General features: G+C 68.2%; 15 protein-coding genes. 5 read left to right on the plus strand and 10 right to left on the minus strand.

Features of this window, described 5'->3' with window-relative positions:
• Positions 1-36: 36 nt before the first annotated feature.
• Positions 37-597: a TetR/AcrR family transcriptional regulator gene (locus tag P3102_RS16345; protein WP_276370250.1), complete on the minus strand. Its 561-nt coding sequence runs from the start codon at positions 595-597 to the stop codon at positions 37-39.
• Positions 598-723: 126 nt separating this feature from the next.
• Between P3102_RS16345 and P3102_RS16350 the strand changes: the two genes are divergently transcribed.
• The 3 genes from P3102_RS16350 to P3102_RS16360 all read left to right on the plus strand — a co-directional run bounded on the left by P3102_RS16350 (position 724) and on the right by P3102_RS16360 (position 3,156).
• Positions 724-1,428 (plus strand): alpha/beta hydrolase, encoded by a 705-nt coding sequence (locus tag P3102_RS16350; protein ID WP_276370252.1) that lies wholly within the window; start codon positions 724-726, stop codon positions 1,426-1,428.
• A 63-nt stretch (positions 1,429-1,491) separates the two neighbouring features.
• Positions 1,492-2,136 carry an NAD(P)H-dependent oxidoreductase gene (locus P3102_RS16355; protein ID WP_276370255.1) on the plus strand — a complete coding sequence of 215 codons (645 nt, stop codon included), beginning with the start codon at positions 1,492-1,494 and terminating at the stop codon, positions 2,134-2,136.
• Positions 2,137-3,156 (plus strand): LacI family DNA-binding transcriptional regulator, encoded by a 1,020-nt coding sequence (locus tag P3102_RS16360; protein ID WP_276370257.1) that lies wholly within the window; start codon positions 2,137-2,139, stop codon positions 3,154-3,156. It abuts the gene before it with no gap.
• A 330-nt stretch (positions 3,157-3,486) separates the two neighbouring features.
• Here P3102_RS16360 and P3102_RS16365 read toward each other — a convergent pair whose 3' ends face one another.
• The 8 genes from P3102_RS16365 to P3102_RS16400 all read right to left on the minus strand — a co-directional run bounded on the left by P3102_RS16365 (position 3,487) and on the right by P3102_RS16400 (position 11,907).
• Positions 3,487-4,119 carry an SGNH/GDSL hydrolase family protein gene (locus P3102_RS16365; protein WP_276370258.1) on the minus strand — a complete coding sequence of 211 codons (633 nt, stop codon included), beginning with the start codon at positions 4,117-4,119 and terminating at the stop codon, positions 3,487-3,489.
• A complete protein-coding gene (locus P3102_RS16370) occupies positions 4,116-4,877 on the minus strand; it encodes a TIM barrel protein (RefSeq protein ID WP_276370260.1) in 762 nt (253 codons plus the stop codon). The genes P3102_RS16365 and P3102_RS16370 overlap by 4 nt, the downstream gene beginning before the upstream one ends.
• The gene (locus tag P3102_RS16375; protein WP_276370262.1) at positions 4,874-5,911 is read right to left on the minus strand and encodes a LacI family DNA-binding transcriptional regulator; all 1,038 of its coding nucleotides are present in this window, start codon (positions 5,909-5,911) and stop codon (positions 4,874-4,876) included. Before P3102_RS16375 ends, P3102_RS16370 begins: the two co-directional genes overlap by 4 nt.
• A 68-nt stretch (positions 5,912-5,979) precedes the next feature.
• Positions 5,980-7,422, minus strand: a complete 1,443-nt coding sequence (locus P3102_RS16380; RefSeq protein WP_276370263.1) for a polysaccharide lyase 6 family protein — start codon at positions 7,420-7,422, stop codon at positions 5,980-5,982.
• A 13-nt stretch (positions 7,423-7,435) separates the two neighbouring features.
• Positions 7,436-8,737: an alpha-L-fucosidase gene (locus P3102_RS16385; protein ID WP_276370265.1), complete on the minus strand. Its 1,302-nt coding sequence runs from the start codon at positions 8,735-8,737 to the stop codon at positions 7,436-7,438.
• Positions 8,738-8,762: 25 nt separating this feature from the next.
• On the minus strand, positions 8,763-9,629 hold the full coding sequence (locus P3102_RS16390) for a carbohydrate ABC transporter permease (RefSeq protein WP_276370266.1): 867 nt from the start codon (positions 9,627-9,629) through the stop codon (positions 8,763-8,765).
• On the minus strand, positions 9,626-10,582 hold the full coding sequence (locus tag P3102_RS16395) for a sugar ABC transporter permease (RefSeq protein WP_276370268.1): 957 nt from the start codon (positions 10,580-10,582) through the stop codon (positions 9,626-9,628). Before P3102_RS16395 ends, P3102_RS16390 begins: the two co-directional genes overlap by 4 nt.
• Complete coding sequence (locus P3102_RS16400) at positions 10,579-11,907, minus strand: sugar ABC transporter substrate-binding protein (RefSeq protein WP_276370269.1); 1,329 nt, start codon at positions 11,905-11,907, stop codon at positions 10,579-10,581. The genes P3102_RS16395 and P3102_RS16400 overlap by 4 nt, the downstream gene beginning before the upstream one ends.
• Before the next feature lie 182 nt (positions 11,908-12,089).
• Here P3102_RS16400 and P3102_RS16405 point away from each other — a divergent pair, with 182 nt between their 5' ends.
• Positions 12,090-13,097, plus strand: coding sequence for a hydroxyacid dehydrogenase (locus tag P3102_RS16405; protein WP_276370271.1), 1,008 nt, complete (start codon positions 12,090-12,092; stop codon positions 13,095-13,097).
• Between the two features lie 243 nt (positions 13,098-13,340).
• Here P3102_RS16405 and P3102_RS16410 read toward each other — a convergent pair whose 3' ends face one another.
• Positions 13,341-14,504, minus strand: coding sequence for an epoxide hydrolase family protein (locus tag P3102_RS16410; protein ID WP_276370272.1), 1,164 nt, complete (start codon positions 14,502-14,504; stop codon positions 13,341-13,343).
• A gap of 82 nt (positions 14,505-14,586) precedes the next feature.
• On the opposite strand from P3102_RS16410, the gene P3102_RS16415 reads away from it, so the two are divergent.
• Complete coding sequence (locus P3102_RS16415; RefSeq protein WP_276370274.1) at positions 14,587-15,153, plus strand: CGNR zinc finger domain-containing protein; 567 nt, start codon at positions 14,587-14,589, stop codon at positions 15,151-15,153.
• The last annotated feature ends 834 nt before the right edge of the window (positions 15,154-15,987 follow it).

The following is a 15,987-nucleotide window of genomic DNA, read 5'->3' on the forward strand; positions in this document are numbered from 1 at the left end:
GTTTGCAGTGCAAGCGTCGAGAAGGCGCGATGAAACTCAGGGAACGAGGTCGGCCACGGCTCGGCGCAAAGTGGTGCGCACGGTCTCGGCGTCGTCGAGGTTTCCGCCGTGAAGCGCGCCGTCGCGGAGGAGGACGAGAGTGCGGGCGGCGTGGTCCGGGTCGGCATGACCCGCATCGCGAGCCAAGTCGCGAAGGACGCCGAAGAACCAGTCCCGGTGGTCGCCGATGACCTGGCGGACCTGATGTGCGGGATCGGGATACTCGGCCGCGGCGTTGAGGAACGGGCAGCCGCGGAAGTCGTCGTCGAGTGTCCGGTCACCGATGATGCCCAGTGCGGCGAGCAGCGCTTCGCGGGCGGGTCTCTCCTCGGTCGCCGCCTCCACACCCGCCCGGATTCGCTCGCTCGTGGTGCTCAGGTAGGCGGCGACGAGGTCGTCCTTCGTGGGGTAGTGGCGGTAGAAGGTCGCCCTGGTCACGGCCGCCTCGGAGACCAGGCGCTCCACGCCGACGGCGTGGATGCCTTCGGCGTAGAACAGCCGTGACGCTGTCTCGAGCAGCCGGATCTTCGGATGGACGTCCCGGTCGACAGTCGGCATCACTCGATCTTAGAGAAAGAACGGTCATTCCACCAGGACGCCTTCGTCACGTTGCGGAAGGTCGAACGGACGAGCATTCTGCAAGCAGAAAGACCGATCGTTCTTCTTGCTTCGAAGGAGTCGTCCATGACCAATCAGAAGCCCACCATCGTCCTGGTCCACGGTGCTTTCGCCGATTCGTCCAGCTGGAACGGCGTCGTTCCCAAGCTGCGTGAGCAGGGCTATGCGGTGCTGGCCGCGTCGAACCCGCTGCGCGACATCGAGTCCGACGCGGACTACGTCGCCGACGTCGTCAACGGCGTGGACGGCCCCGTGGTGCTGGCCGGGCATTCCTACGGCGGTGTGGTGATCAGCCGCGCGGCCACCACCGCGCCGAACGTCAAGGCGCTCGTCTACATCGCCGCCTTCCAGCCGGAGGCGGGGGAGAGCGTGTTCGAGCTGTCCGGCCGGTTCGAAGGCGGCAAGCTGGGCCCGGACACCACCAACGTCCTCGCCTCCCAAGGTGAGCTGTCGATCAAGCCCGAGAACTTCTCGGACGTGTTCGCGGCCGATGTCCCCGCGGAGACCGCCGGCGTCATGGCAGTCACCCAGCGTCCGGTCACCGAACGCGCGCTCGGCACGCCGTTCGACGGCGAGCCCGCCTGGAAGAGCCTGCCGTCGTGGGCGCTGATCGCCGAGCGGGACCACGCGATCCCCGCCGCCGCGCAGGCGTTCATGGCCGAGCGCGCCGGTTCGGAGGTCACCAGGACCGACGCTTCGCACGCCGTCTCGGTCTCGCGGCCGGACGTCGTCGCGGAGGTCATCCTCGCGGCGGCCGCCAAGGTCGCTTGACAGGCGAAACCCCCACCGGAGAGACTGCTAAAACGCTTTGGCAGTCTCTCCGGGGAGAACCACGTGAAGGTTTTGGTGCTCGATTCGAGCCCGCGTCGTGAAGGCAATTCCTGGGCTCTCGCCCAAGCACTGACCAAGGGAGCGGAGGAAGCGGGACACACGGTCGGCTTCGCCCGCCTTTCCGATTTCGTCGAGTCGCCATTGGGAGACTGCCGCGCGTGCCGGCTGAGCGATCGGTCCTGTGGCATCGCCGACGGCTACGAGCGACTGCTGTTCGACCACGTCCTCCCGGCGGACGCGCTCGTCTACGCGACCCCGCTGCACTGGTACGGCATGACCGGCAGGCTGAAATCCTTCTTCGACCGGCTTTTCTGCTACACGTCCGGAAGTTCGCCGCACACCGCCGAAGTCGTGCCCGGGCTGATGAACAAACGCGCCGCCGTGCTGATCTCCTGTGAGGAGAGCTACCGCGGCGCGACACTCGGGCTCGAAGCCCAGTTCCAGGAACTCACCCGATACCTGCGTCAGGATCTCGCCGGGATCGTGGTCGGCGTCGGTAACAGCCGGGGCGAAGTGGAGCGCGATCCCGCCCGGCCGCTGGCCGCCGCGGCGGACCTCGGACGTAGGCTGGGCGACGCCCACGTCACCGACTATCGGCTGGACACCGACCGGCCGAACCGCGTTTGGGGACCACCCGTGGAGGCCTGAGTGTCGCCGACCATCCGTGACGTCGCCGCGGTCGCGGGGGTCTCGATCACCACCGTCTCGCACGTGCTGAGCGGGCAGGGCCGGATCTCCGAAGAGACCCGGCAGCGCGTCGCGCGGGCGGCGGCCGAACTCGGTTACCAGGCCAGCGTGCACGCACAGCAACTGGTCACCCGGCGCAGCCGCACCTTGGCCATTCAGCTCGCGAACTCCGTCGACGCGGGCAGCGCCTGCGCGCTCGTGCCCAATTCGGATTACTTCCTCGAAGTCCTCAACGGGGCGGCCGAGGTCGCGTCGCGACGGTCGTACGCCTTGCTTCTGACGCCGAAGGAAGCCGACCTCGATCGGCTGAACGCCTTCGCCGTCGATGGCGCGATCCTGGTGGATCCCCGCGGGGACGAGCCGTTCTTCGCGACCGGCTGGTGCCGTGACCGGCCGCTGGTGACCGTCGGGCGTCCGATGGCGGCACCGTGCCCGGTGCCGGTCGTCGTCGACAACGACCTGGTCGCGGCCGCTCGGCTGATGCTGGATCACTTGGCGGACAACGGTTACCAGCGTCCGGCGATGATCACCACCGACACCCGCCGCTCTTACGCGGCGGACCTGGTCGCGGGATACCGGGACTGGATGAAGGCACGGGGGCTGGAGCCGGTGGTGGCCGAGATCGACGAACCGCCGACCACCGAAGGCACGGCGGAGGCGCTGGGCAGGCTGCTCGACCGGCGGGTGTGCCCGGACGCCGTCTTCACGACGTCGGAGAACCTCGCCCTCGGTGTCCTCCACGAGGTTCGTCGCCGTCGGCTCGCGGTGCCCGGCGGGCTCGGGATCTGCAGTGCGGTGGACAGCGGATCGCTCCGGCTCACCTCACCACAGGTGACCGGCATGTTCGTGCACCCGCGCGAGGTGGGCGGCCGCGCGGCCACGGCGTTGATGGACCTCATCGAGGGAACGGCGTCCGACGGCGAGCCGCGCCGGATCGAAGTTCCCGTTCGCCTGAACGCGCGGGAATCCACGGCTCGCTGAGTGTTCCATCGAGGGGCAAACTGGCGTACTGAAGTCGAAGGCAGGCGCGATTGGCTGATGGGGCTTGGCGTGGTTCCAAGTCCACAAGGGACACCTCGACCACAGTGCCCGCCATGCCGCCGCCGTGGTCCTCTCCCGTGGGTCGCCCCAAGCGCACCGGCGCAGCTGACGAAACCCGACCCTTGCCCCTGCCGAAGTACGTGACGGCATCCTTCCCTGCCTTGAGAAGGGAAGGATGCCGTCACAGACCTGAGAGCAGCCGAACCCCTCATCACACGCGCAAACCAGGCACGCTTGTGCCGTCACCTGCAGCCGCGCCGGCTGTGTCCGCTAGGGGGACGCGGCCTCCTCGACCGGCGAACCGGCCGCCGAGAGCCAGGCTTCGGCGAGCAGGCGGTGGCCGAGCGGGCTGGGGTGGACGCCGTCCGGGGCCAGCGTCGCCGCCCCGTGTTCGGCCGCCGCGCGCGGCATGAACAGATCAGCGCGGACCAGTCGGGCGGCGAATTCGGTCGCCACGTCGATCGCGGTTTCGACGCGGGGTGCCAGATCGTCGAGCCATTCCCGCTGTTCCGGCTTCACCGGCAGCAGGAACGGCGTGATCACGTACAACTCGGCCGGCAGGTGCTGCCGCGCGTCGGCCAGCAGCCGGGTGTAGGCGGCGCGGAACTTGGCGATCGGGCTCGGGAGGCCGCGGTCGAAGGTCCGCCAGGTGTCGTTGATGCCGATCTTCACCGTCAGCACCGTGGGGCGCGCCGCGAGGACGTCGGTGGTCCAGCGGGCCTCGAGATCGTAGATCCGGTTGCCGTTGACGCCCCGGTTGAGCACCTCCGGCCCTTCGCCGAGAAGGTCGGCGATCTGCCGGACGTACCCCTTGCCCAGCGACGCGGGATCGGCGCGGTCGCGGCTGGAGTCGGTGATGGAGTCGCCCGCGAAGAGCAGCCTGTCGGCTTCGGTGAACCTCACGCGCCCGCCTCGATCAGCTTCCGCAGGGAGTCGGCCTCGCCGGGGATCAGGTCCGGATCGTTGTCCGGGACGAACTCCAGCAGCGCGTCGAGCGGCCGTCCGGTCTTCGCGAGCAGGCCGAACGCCCGCGTCCACAGCTCCGCCCTGGCGCTCAGCGGATGCCGTTCGTTGCTGGGCCACCACGAGAACACGTGCACCGCGCGAACCCGGTCGAGGACCAGCTCCAGCCCCGCCAGCGCCTGGTGGTCCGGCAGGTCCTGGGGCGGTTGCCAATAGGTGCCGAGGTTGTCGCGGCCGACTTCTTCGAGCAGCCGGACGGTCGATGCGGCGGTGTCGGTCAGTGTTCCGCCGTGGAACTCCAGCGCGACCTCCAGACCGTGGTCGCCGGCGACGTCGGCGGCCTCGCGGAGACCGGTGACGACCTGCGCGCGTTCGTCGGGATCGACGTCCTCGGAACCGGCCTTGCCCGCCCACACGCGGATCCGCGAGGCGCCGAGCCGGTCCGCGGTGGCGGCGATGTCGCCGAACTTCCCGGCCTCCATCGGCGTGGCACGGAAGTAGGAGCCGTAGGAATCGCAGGTCAGACCGTGGCGTGTCATGGCTTCGCACGCGCGCCCGGCCGCCCAGTCGTCGCCGGGGCGGACGTGGACGTCGGCGCCCCATTCGATCACTGGCAGCCCCGCTTCCTCGGCACGGCGCGCGACCTCGTCGGCGTCCAGCCGCCGCAGCGTCACCGAACACAGTCCCGGGCGGATCATTTTCCCTCCAACACTTGAGTGCTTTCGCGCAGCACGACCTCACCGGTGATCGGCTTGACCCGAGGTCCGGCCGCGCGGTCGTCGAGGATGAAGTCGAGCGCCTGTTCGCCCATGCGCTCGATCGGCACGCGCACGGTCGACAGCGAAGGCCTTATGTCGCGCAAGGTGATGATGTCGTCGAAGCCCGCGATCGCGATCTGCGCGGGGACCAGCAACCCGTGGTCGCGGCAGGCGGCCATCGCGCCGACGGCCATCACGTCGTTGACCGCGAAGACGCAGCCCCGGAAACCGTTCTCGATCGCTCGTACCATCGCCGCGTAGCCGCCGTCGCGGGTGAATTCCGCACGCAGCACGTGGTTCTCGGGCAACGGCAAGTGGTGCCGGGCGAGCCCGTCGCGGAAGCCCAGGACACGATCCCGCGAGGTCAGCAGGCCGGGAGGCCCGGCGAGTACGAGGAAGTCCCGATGCCCGAGTGCGGCGAGGTTGTCCGCCAGATCCGCCGCCCCGGCGCGGTTTTCGAGCATGACGGTGTCGAACGGCAGTTTCCGCTGCCCGATCACCACGACCTGCCCGTCGGCGGCCTCGAACGCCTTGAGTTCCTTGGTCAAATTCCGTTGCAGGGCACTGTCCTCGTTACGCGATCCGGCCAGGATGACCGCTCGCGCCCGCTGCCCGCGCAACGTGGTGACGTACTCGAGTTCCTTCTCCGGACGGTGTTCCGTGCTCGCGATGGTGACGGCCAGCCCGTGCCGGGCGGCCACCCGCATCACACCGGACGCGATCGAGGAGAAGTACGGGTCGACGATGTCGTGCACCAGCAGCCCGATGACGTTGCCGCGGCCACGGGCCATCGCCTGCGCGGGCACGTTCGCCGTGTACTGCAACCGTTCCGCGGCCCGCAGTACCGATGCGCGCAGTGTCCCGCTGACCTGTCTGGTGCCGCCGTTGAGCGCCCTCGACGCCGTCGCGAGCGACACTCCCGCCTCACGGGCGACGTCGGCCAGGGTGGCCGAACCCGCGGCGCGCTGCGGCATGGTTCCTCCTCGGAGTCTGGCGGTGGGCTCACGCCGGCGTGGGCTGACGCCGGCGTGAGCCCGGTTCGCTACGGAGCGCCGGGGCCGACGTCCGCGGGGGTGAGCGGCCGGTTGGCGATGGCGGCCGTCGAGTACTCGTCGGCGCCGACGTCACGCGAGCTGCCGCGAGCCTGACCGTCGATGTCCAGTGTGACCGGTGCGGTCGACAGCGTCGCCGCGTTGATCGCCGGGCTGCCCGCGGCGAGCCGCGAGATCCCGTCGCTGCCCTGTACGAGCTTCGGGTCGATCCGGCGGAAGGTGCCGGCCGGGATGTTCCCGTTCCCGCCCGCACCCCACAGGATGTTGCCCGACCAGGTGAAGTCGCCCGTGGTGCTCATCGCGACCAGGTCGCCGTTGCCGCCGACGAAGAGGTTGTCCGAGATCGTGCAGTCGCGCGGTTCGATCGTCCGTTTCGTCTCGCCGGACAGTGTGCCGCTGTTGTTCAGCAGCGTGTTGTGCGCGATGAGCACGCGGTCCGCCGCGTCGTTGCCGCGCCGGGATTCCTTCGATTCACCCGGGAAGTGATCCCGGACGGAGCCGCTGCCGACGACCAGCGCGCTGCCGGACACTCCGGCGATGTAGTTGTTGAGGATCTTGTGGTCGTTGCCGTAGATCCGGATGCCTTCCTTGCCGCCGAGGATGAAGTTGGAGTCGACGACGGACTTGTTCCCGTGGCGCAGCACGATGCCGCCGAGGCTGTTCCGGATGGTGTTGTTGCGGATGAAGTTGCCCGACGACTTGACCGAAATCGCCTCCGGGTCGCCGTTGGCGCGTTCGAAGAGGTTGAACTCGACCTTGGCGCCGGCGGTGCTCAGCGCACGCGGGCTGACGCCGAGCCGGATCGGCTCGCCGCCGTTGTCACCGGGGAAGGTGTGATCGGAGAAGTAGTTCCGGAAGACCTCGACGCCCACGGCCATCTTGTCTTCGTCCGCGCCCTCGATGCAGAGCATGACGCCGAGTGTCGTCTTGTGGTGGAAGTGGTTGCGGTCGATCTTGCTGTTGTCGGCGCGGACCATCACCCAGTGCAGGTCGGCGATGTCGGCGAACTGGAGATCGTTGCGGGTCAGCCGGATCCGCGAGCAGTTCGCCGGGATCTCCAGCGTGGTGCTCTGGCGGAACTTGAACCCGCTGATCGTGACGCCGGTGGAGTCGTCGAAGACGAAGCTCTGCTCACCGTTGAACGTCACCCCGCCGCGGGACTGGGCGACGATGGTGATCGGCTGGTCCTTCGTGCCGCGGCGGCCCTTGACGCTGATCGGCTTGCCCGCGGGCACGGTGTAGGTGCCGTTGTTCACGGTGACGACCGTGCCGGGACCCGCCGAGTCGAGCGCGTTCTGCAATTCGGTCAGCGAACTGACGTTCAGGGCGCACAGCCTCTTCGGTGTGGCCGCCGCCGTCCCGGCGGTGACCCAGGGGACGGTGATCAGCGCGGCGCCGAGGGTGGCGCCGCTGAGGAACCTTCTGCGATCCATGATGCCTCCGTGCTCAATCGGTGGGGAGGGTTTCGGCGGCGGGGCTCTCTGTGCTCAGGAACAGTTCGATGACCGGGACCGGGGTGTCCGGTTTCCGGATGGGGAGCTTGAGGGTGAGCGTGCCCTCCGGCTGCCCGCCCATCTGGGTGTTCTGCGCGGTCTGTCCTGGTTCGGTGTGCACTTGCCGGATCTCCGAGGCGTCGTCGAGCAGCTGGGCGTAGCGCACCCGCCCGGCCAGCCCCGGCAGGTGGACGTGGTTCATCGGCCAGCTGAACAGGTGCAGGTACAGCCGGTCACCGCGCCGGGTGTAGCGGCCGTCGGCGGGCGCGGTGAACTCGGCCGGGCCGCAGCCGCGGATGGCGCGTTCGTGCCGGTCCATCCAGCGGCCGAGTTCGCCGAGCACCTCGAGCGCCCGCGGGTCGATCTCGCCCCGGCCGTTCGGCCCGACGTTGAGCAGCAGGTTGCCGTCCTTGGACACGCCGTCGACCAGCATCCGGATCAGCAGCTCCGGGCTCTTGTAGTCGAGGTTGTCACGGTCGTACCCCCAGCTCCCGTTCAGCGTCTGGCACGCCTCCCACACCACCGGGACGCCGTCGCGGGTCATCGGACCGGACGGCTGGTACTGCTCCGGGGTGATGAAGTCGCCCGGGATTCCCGTGCGGTCGTTGACCAGGATGCCGGGCTGGAGTTCGCGGACCAGCGCGAGCAGGCCGGGGGAGTCCCAGTCGTCCGGGCCTTTGCCACCCCACCATTCCTTGCGGCCCTTGTAGGAGAAGTCGAAGAAAAGGTAGTCGATGGTGCCGAAGCGGGTGAGCAGTTCGCGCACCTGACCGTGCAGGTAGAGCCGGTACTCGGTGATGTCGGCGTACTGGTGCGCCGCGATGTACTCCGCGTCGTCCCGGCGGGGATGGGTGCCGTCGACGGGGAAAGCGGGGTGATGCCAGTCGATCAGCGAGTGGTAGAAGCCGACCTTCAAGCCTTCTTCGCGGCAGGCGTCGACGAACGGGCCGAGCAGATCCTTGCCGTAGGGCGTATTCGTCACCTTGAAGTCGGTGAGGTCGCTGTCCCACAGGCAGAAACCGTCGTGGTGCTTGGTGGTCAGCACGACGTAGGTCATGCCCGCGGCCTTCGCGGCCCGCGCCCAGGAACGCGGGTCGTACTTGTCCGGTTCGAAGTGGTCGAAATAGACGCGGTACTGCTCGTCGGTCAGCTTTTCGCGGTTCTGCACCCATTCGTGCCGGGCGGCCAGCGAATACAGTCCCCAGTGGACGAACATCCCGAACCGGGCGTGGGTGAACCAGGCGGTGGAACTCACTTCAGGATCGCTCCTTGATCATCGGTCAGCCCTTGAGCGCGCCGGAGGCGAGGCCGCGGACGAACGAACGCTGGAAGAACAGGAACGCGGCGACCGAGGGGAGCAGCGCCAGCAGCGACGCGGCCATGATCACGCCCGGCGTGACGTTCGTGTCGATCCGCAGGGTCCGCAGGGCCAGCGGCAGGGTGTAGGTCGAGGCGTCGGTCGACACGAGCAGGGGCAGCAAGTACTGGTCCCAGATCATCGTGAAGCCGAAGACGCCGATCACGCCGAGCGCGGGCTTGCACATCGGAAGGATGATCTGCGCGAAGATCCGCAGATCGCCGGCGCCGTCGATCCGCGCGGCCTCTTCGAGTTCGCGGGGAACGTCCTTCATGAACTCGGTCATCACCAGGATCGAAAAGGCCCACGCGCCCAGCGGCACGATCATCCCGGCGAGGCTGCCGATCAGGTTGAGGTGCACCACCGGCAGATCCGAAAGGATCAGCGACAGCGGGATCGCGAGGATCTCCTCCGGCAGCATCAGCGTCGCCAGGATGGCGACCAGCACGAAGGTCATGAACCGGAACTTCTTGCGTGCCAGCGCGTAGCCGGCCAGCACGGAGACGATGACCTGCAACAGCAGGCCGAAGCCGACCACCAGGAACGAGTTGAGCAGGTACATCCCGACGCCCAGATCGAAGGCGATGCCGAAGTTGTCCAGGGTGGGGCTCGACGGGACGACGCTCAATGCCGTCGGATCGGACACGTTGTTGAACGCGCTGACCAGCAGCGCCAGCAGCGGCCCGGCGAACACCAGGAGCAGCAGGGTGTACAGGACGAACTTCAGGATCCGTCCGCCCGGCGACTTCACGGCGTCGAGGCCGAGTGCCGAATCGTTGGCCGCGGTCATGCGTCTCGCCTCCGTCGGAGCACCTGGACGAACAGCGTCAGCACGAGCGTCGCGAGGAACAGCAGGACCGCACCCGCCGCGCCGACGCCCAGCCGGTTCTGTTCCAGGCCGAGTTTGTAGATCAGGGTCATCGCCACCTCGGTCGAGCCGTTCGGCCCGCCGTTGGTCAGCAGGAACACCTCGGTGAACACCCGCAGGCCGCGGATCGCCGCGAGCACGAACAGGATGGAGAACACCGACCGCAGGCCCGGCAGCGTCACGTGGAGGATCTTGCGCCAGCGGGAGGCACCGTCCACGGTGGCCGCTTCGTAGAGACCGCGGTCGATCCCGGCCAGCCCGGCGAGGAAGATCATCATGTCGTACGGCGCGCCGCGCCAGATGCCGGTGACGATCACCGAGACCATCGACGTGTCGGGATCGTTGATGAAGCCCGACGGCCCCAGCCCGGCCAGGCCGAGGATGGAGTTCAGCATCCCGTCCTCGGTCGGGTGGTACATGATCCGCCAGAGTTCGGCGACCACCGCGATCGGCACGACCACCGGCAGGAACGCCGCCGACCGCAGGAACTTCAGCCGTTTGCTCTGGCCCTCCATCAGCAGCGCGAGCGCGAGGCCGATGACCATCGAGCCGACCGTCTGCCCGACCGCGATGATCACGGTGTGCCAGATGGCGGAGTGGAACGCCTCGTCACCGAGGACGGTGCCGTAGTTCTGCCCGCCGACCCACTGGTTGCCCAGGTACGGCTGGACGTCCTGGAAGGACATCGTCACCGCGGTGATCATCGGGATGAACTTGAAGTACACGAACAGGATCAGGGCGGGGGCCAGGAACAGCCACGGCGTCCACCACTTCCCGTCGCGGTCGCTGCGCCTGCGGGCCTTCGGCGCGGGCGCCCGCTCGGTGGCGGGACGGTCCGCGCCGACGGCCGCCGGCTTGGCGTGATCTACGGTCATGACGCGCTGATCCCCTGTTGCTGCAAGGTCGCGGTGAGCTTGGTGTCGAGTTTGGCCAGTTCCGCCTTGGTGTCGAGCTTGCAGTCGGCGATGAGCGCGCTGACCGTGTCGGCGGTGTCCTGGCGGACGGGCGTCCAGTTCGGGATGGACGGCGCGTAGTGGCCGGACTTGGCGTAGATCTCGGCGTAGGTCTTCCACCGCGGGTCCGGGCGGACCTGGGCGATGTCGACGTTCTTGTTCACCGGGAGCTGGACGATGAAGGCGGTCTCGCCCTCCATCCCGATCTTCTGGCCGTCGGCCGAGATCGCGAAGTCACCGAAGGCGTCCTGTCCGGCCTGGTTCGGCGAACCGGCCATCATGTAGATCGACAGCCCTTCGGCGAGCACGTCCGCGTTCTTGGCGCCTTTGGGCATCGGGACGACCTCGTACTTGTCCTTGCCGAGCGCCTTGTCGAAACGCGGCAGCAGGTACGGGCCGACGACGTACATCCCGGCCTTGCCCGCTTCGAAGGTCTCGTTGGTCGCCGGGGTCGGCATGGTGACCGAACCGGGCTGGATCACGTTGTCCTTGCAGCCGAGGTCGCGGAACCACTGCACCGCGGCGGCGGATTCCGGCGTGCTCATCGACGGCTTGTACTTGCCGCCTCCGGCCTCGGTGATGAAGTCGCCACCCGCGGCCCACAGGAAGTTGGAGAAGTACCACGAGGCGTAGCCCCGCTTGGTCGACAGCGTCGCGTTCAGGCCCGCGGTGTCGTTCTTGCCGTTGCCGTCGGGGTCGCCGGTGGTGAACGCCTTGGCGAGGTCGACGAGCTCCGGCCAGCTCTGCGGCACGCTCTTGCCGAGCTTCTCGCGCCAGTCCTTGCGGATCAGCAGCGCCGAAGCTTGTGCGCTGTAGGGCAGGCCGTACAACTTGCCGTCCGGGGTCTGGTTGGACTTCAGCGCCTGCTCGGTCAGCTCGGCGGCGTGCTTGATCTTGCCCTGTTCGATCTCGCGCACGAGCCCCTGGCTCTTCAGCGTGCCGACCTGCGTGACGTCGTTCATCACGATGTCCGGCAGGTCGCGCTGGGCGGCGCGCTGGGCCAGCTTCGTCTCGAAGTCGTCGAAGATCGCGGTGACCTGCACCTTGAACCCCGAGGCCTTCTCGAAGGCTTCCGCGAGCCGTTTGGTGGCCTGCTCACCCGCGCCGCCGGGGGTCGTCCGGGTCCACAGTTCCAAGGGCGCCTTGGTGTCCTGCGCGACGTTCGTTCCGGCGGGGCCTGCCGAGCAGCCCGAAAGGACCAGCGCCGAGACAGTGAGTCCCACGCCGATCCACCGCGATTTCCGCATCGCTTCTCCTGTTCACTGTGGACCACGCTGTCTACTTCGGTGGGGACGGTAAGCGCTTTCCCGACTCGAGGTCAATGGTCCGATGATTACGAATTTCAATCGGCCGGGTCTGCTTCTGCGTGGGTCTTGCCACGCGTGGACCGGGGAAAGCATCCGATGTATGGTCGCCGACGGAGGTAGGGATGACCGAGCTGCAACACCGGCCGACGGCACTTCTCGTGATGGAGGAACGCCGCCGCGACGACGTTTACCCCGAGGCGGTGCTGAAGGAGATCGGCACGCTGGTGGACCTGCGTGAGCCGCTCACGCGCGAGCGACTGGTGGAGGATCCGGCGGCCATGCTAGGCGTGGAGATCCTGCTGTCCGGCTGGGGTGCCCCGGTGCTGGACTCCGCCCTCTTGGGGCACGCGCCGGACCTGCGCGCGGTGCTCGTCGCCGCCGGATCGGTCCGGCCGCTCACCACGCCCGAGTTCTGGGCGCGCGAGGTGCCGATCGTGTCCGCCGCGGCCGCGAACGCCATGCCGGTCGCCGAGTTCACCCTGGCCCAGGTCCTCTTGGGACTCAAGCAGGTGCACCGGATCTCCCGGGAGATCCGGGAGCGGCGGGCCTATCCGCCGGACCCGAGGGTCGCGGGCGCCTACCGGTCCCGGGTCGGTCTGCTCGGCCTCGGCGAGATCGGTGCTCTCGTCGCGTCGCATTTGCGTGGTTTCGACGTGGACGTGCTCGCGAGCGACCCCGTCGTCGACCCGGCGACCGCCGCCGAACTGGGCGTGCGGCTGGTGGATCTGGACGAACTGTTCGCCACGTGTCCCGTGGTCAGCCTGCACGCGCCGCTGCTTCCGGAGACCGAGGGACTGGTGAACGGGGAGCTGGTGGCCAGGATGGGCATCGGCTCGACCCTGATCAACACCGCCCGCGGCGCGGTCGTCGACGAACCGTCGGTGATCCCGGTGCTGCGCGACCGCCCGGACCTCACGGCCGTCCTCGACGTCACCTGGCCCGAACCGCCCGAGCCGGACTCGCCGTTGTACACATTGCCGAACGTGGTGCTCACCCCGCATCTGGCCGGCGCGCTGAGTGCCGAGCGAGCCCGGATGGGCGAACTCGTCGCGCGAGAGCTGCGGCGCTTCGTCCTCGGGGAGTCGCTTCAGCACGCCGTCGCCCCGGACCGGGCACATTTGCGGGCGTGACGCTCGCTGTTCGAGAGACCGGTCCGCGGGGCGGTGTACCTGTGGTACTGCTCTGCATGCCCCGGGCAGCGAAGCGGGCACTGGGGACGAGTTCGTGCCACGACTGACCGGTCGTCGTGTGCCGGTCGTCGACCTGCCGGGGCGTGTCCGGGGGAGTTCCTCGGGGCGGGATCGGTTTCGCCGGACGCCGACGCCGCTCGTGCCGCGACACGTTGACGGGCGCCCCCCGGTTCGTATAACGCCCTATACCGCGTGCCCGTTGGCGGCCAGCACTGCCGCGAGGCCCTCCTGCAGGTCTTTGACGAAGTACCCCGGCACCTCCAGTGACGGGAAATGCCCCCCGGCCTCGGGTGACCGCCAGCGGACGATCTGCCGGTATCGCTCCTGTGCCCAGGGGCGCGGATACTTCTCGATGTCGCGGGGATAGACGGTGATCGCCGACGGAACGTCGACCCGGAGATCGGGATCGAGCGAGTTGTGACTCTCGTAGTAGATGCGTGCCGACGAGGCGCCGGTCCGGGTCAGCCAATACAGGGTGACGTCGTCGAGGACGCGGTCTCGGGAGATCGTCTCGAACGGGCTGTCTTCGGTGTCGGACCACTCGGCGAACTTATCGAGGATCCAGGCGAGAAGCCCGACCGGTGAGTCGACGAGCGAGTAGCCGATGGTCTGCGGCCGCGTCGCCTGCTGTTTCGCGTACGCCGCCCGGTGATGCCAGAAATGGTGGGTTTCCTCCGCCCACTCTCGCTCGATCGCCGTCAGCCCGTCCGTGGTCAGCCCGGGCGGCCCCTGGGCGAACGTCGTGTGGATGCCGAGCACGTGCGCCGGGAACCGGCCGCCGAGAACCGTGGTGATGTTGCCGCCCCAGTCGCCGCCGTGGGCGGTGAACCGGTCGTAGCCGAGTCTGCCCATCAGCTCCACCCACGCGGCCGCGATCTTCTCGGTGCCCCATCCGGTGGTGGACGGCTTGTCGCTGTAACCGAAGCCGGGTAGCGAGGGAACCACGACGTGGAAAGCCGGCGCGCCCGGGTTTTCGGGAGCCGCCAGCTCGTCCACCACATCGACGAACTCGGCGATGCTGCCCGGCCAGCCGTGCGTCAGGACCAGGGGAACGGCATCCGCGCGCGCGGACCGGCGATGCAGGAAGTGGATGCCCAGACCGTCGATGGTCGTGCGGAACTGGCCGATCCGGTCGAGGCATTCCTCGAAGGATCGCCAGTCGTACCCGGTGCGCCAGTAGTCCACGACATCGACGAGGTCGGCGAGCGGAACGCCCTGTCCCCATCGGCGATCGACCGTCTCGGCCTCCGGTAGGCGCGCCGCGGCCAATCGTGCGCGCAGATCGTCGAGGTCGGCCTCGGACGCGTGGGCTTCGAACGGCCGGACATCGCTGGTCGGCTCGGACATGGGGACCTCCTGTCGAAGTGGAACCGGCTAAGGCGGTTCTAACAGATTTTCCGGCGCGTGTGCAACCGGCTAAGGTGGTTCCATGCCTGCTGGGTTCCCTGACTTCCGCCTCGGCACCGTGCTCGCGACCAGCTTCACCGCGACTCTGACGGAGCGTTGCGGTGACGCGGTGGAACGCATTCCCACGCCGCACCGCCTCGTCGACTGGCTCGCGGTGAACGGCCTCGCCGTGGACTCCTGCACCACCGCCCAGCTCGAACTCGCCCGAGAGCTGAGGGAATCGATCCACGCCGCGGCGACCGGGGCCGCGCTCGGAACCGCGCTCCCCGCTTCCGCCGTCCGAGTCATCAACGACCGCAGCACCGAGGGCAGGGCCGCGGCCGTCCTGACGCCCGAGGGCAAGCGGCGATGGCGGCTCGGCTCGGATTCCCGCGTGGAAGACGCCCTCAGCGTGATCGCCGCCGACGCGGTCAGCGTCGTCGCGGGCGAACGCGACGGGAAGCTGGCCCTGTGCGCATCGCCGACCTGCCGAGCCGCCTTCTTCGACACCAGCCAAAGCCGCACCCGCAAGTGGTGCGACATGAACACTTGCGGGAACCGTCAGAAGAAGGCGCGGTTCGCTGCCAACCAGCGGAAGAAGTCTCTCTGAGGACAATCGCCAATCGGTGCCGCCATCCCGCCTGACGCGGTGATTCTCGGACGGGTGCAGTCAGGCGGCGGGCCGAACCGCGCGGGACCACGTGAGGAGTTGCCGCCGGTGCGCACAACGTTGGCCGTGCCACCTCGGGCTGGGAACTGTCTCACCAGAGGCGAACGATCTCCGCGGACGACGGCTCAGCCGTCGTGAGTGAAGCGTGTCGGCTCGTGGCCGACGCGAATGCCTCGCTTCCGAGTTGCTTCACGTCGAGATGGCCCGAACCAGGATCGTTCGACCACGGGAACCATGATCGATGCCGAGGTTCCCTCGGATATGTGGTCACGGGTTACGTGCTCGAGTTCCCGCTCGTCTCGCTATGGAATTCCTCCGCCCCGAAGCCGGTCTCCGTAAAGTTCGATCCGTGGTCGACCTATGTTGTTGAATGCGGTCAGTCTTGCCGGGAAAAGGCGACAGTGCTCGGAGGCGTTGGTGGCGTGATATGACCGCCCGAGTCGTTGTCGGGAAACGGCGACAAGCCGGGGCGAGGTTGGCTTCGTGACATCGCTGTCTTGGTCGTTGCCGGAATATGACCACGGCTTCGGAGGCAGTGGTGGTGTGAGATGGGTTTCGGCGCGCGGCCGCTCTGCCTGTTGCCGTGGATTGGCGACAAGTCCGCGGCGATGGCGCGAGGTTGTTGAGAGGTAAGTCGACCTGTCGTGTGTAGGGCGCGTGGTCATTCTGTGTAGGCGGTAGTTGGTCGCCTTCGCTATCTTCAGATGTGCTCCCTGGTGGCAGTGGGACGGCTGTGACGCCAGCGCCGGGTTCGCGAGTCCGTGAAGGCCTCCT

It is taken from the genome of Amycolatopsis sp. QT-25 (assembly GCF_029369745.1).
In the GTDB taxonomy this organism is placed as follows: Bacteria; Actinomycetota; Actinomycetes; order Mycobacteriales; family Pseudonocardiaceae; genus Amycolatopsis.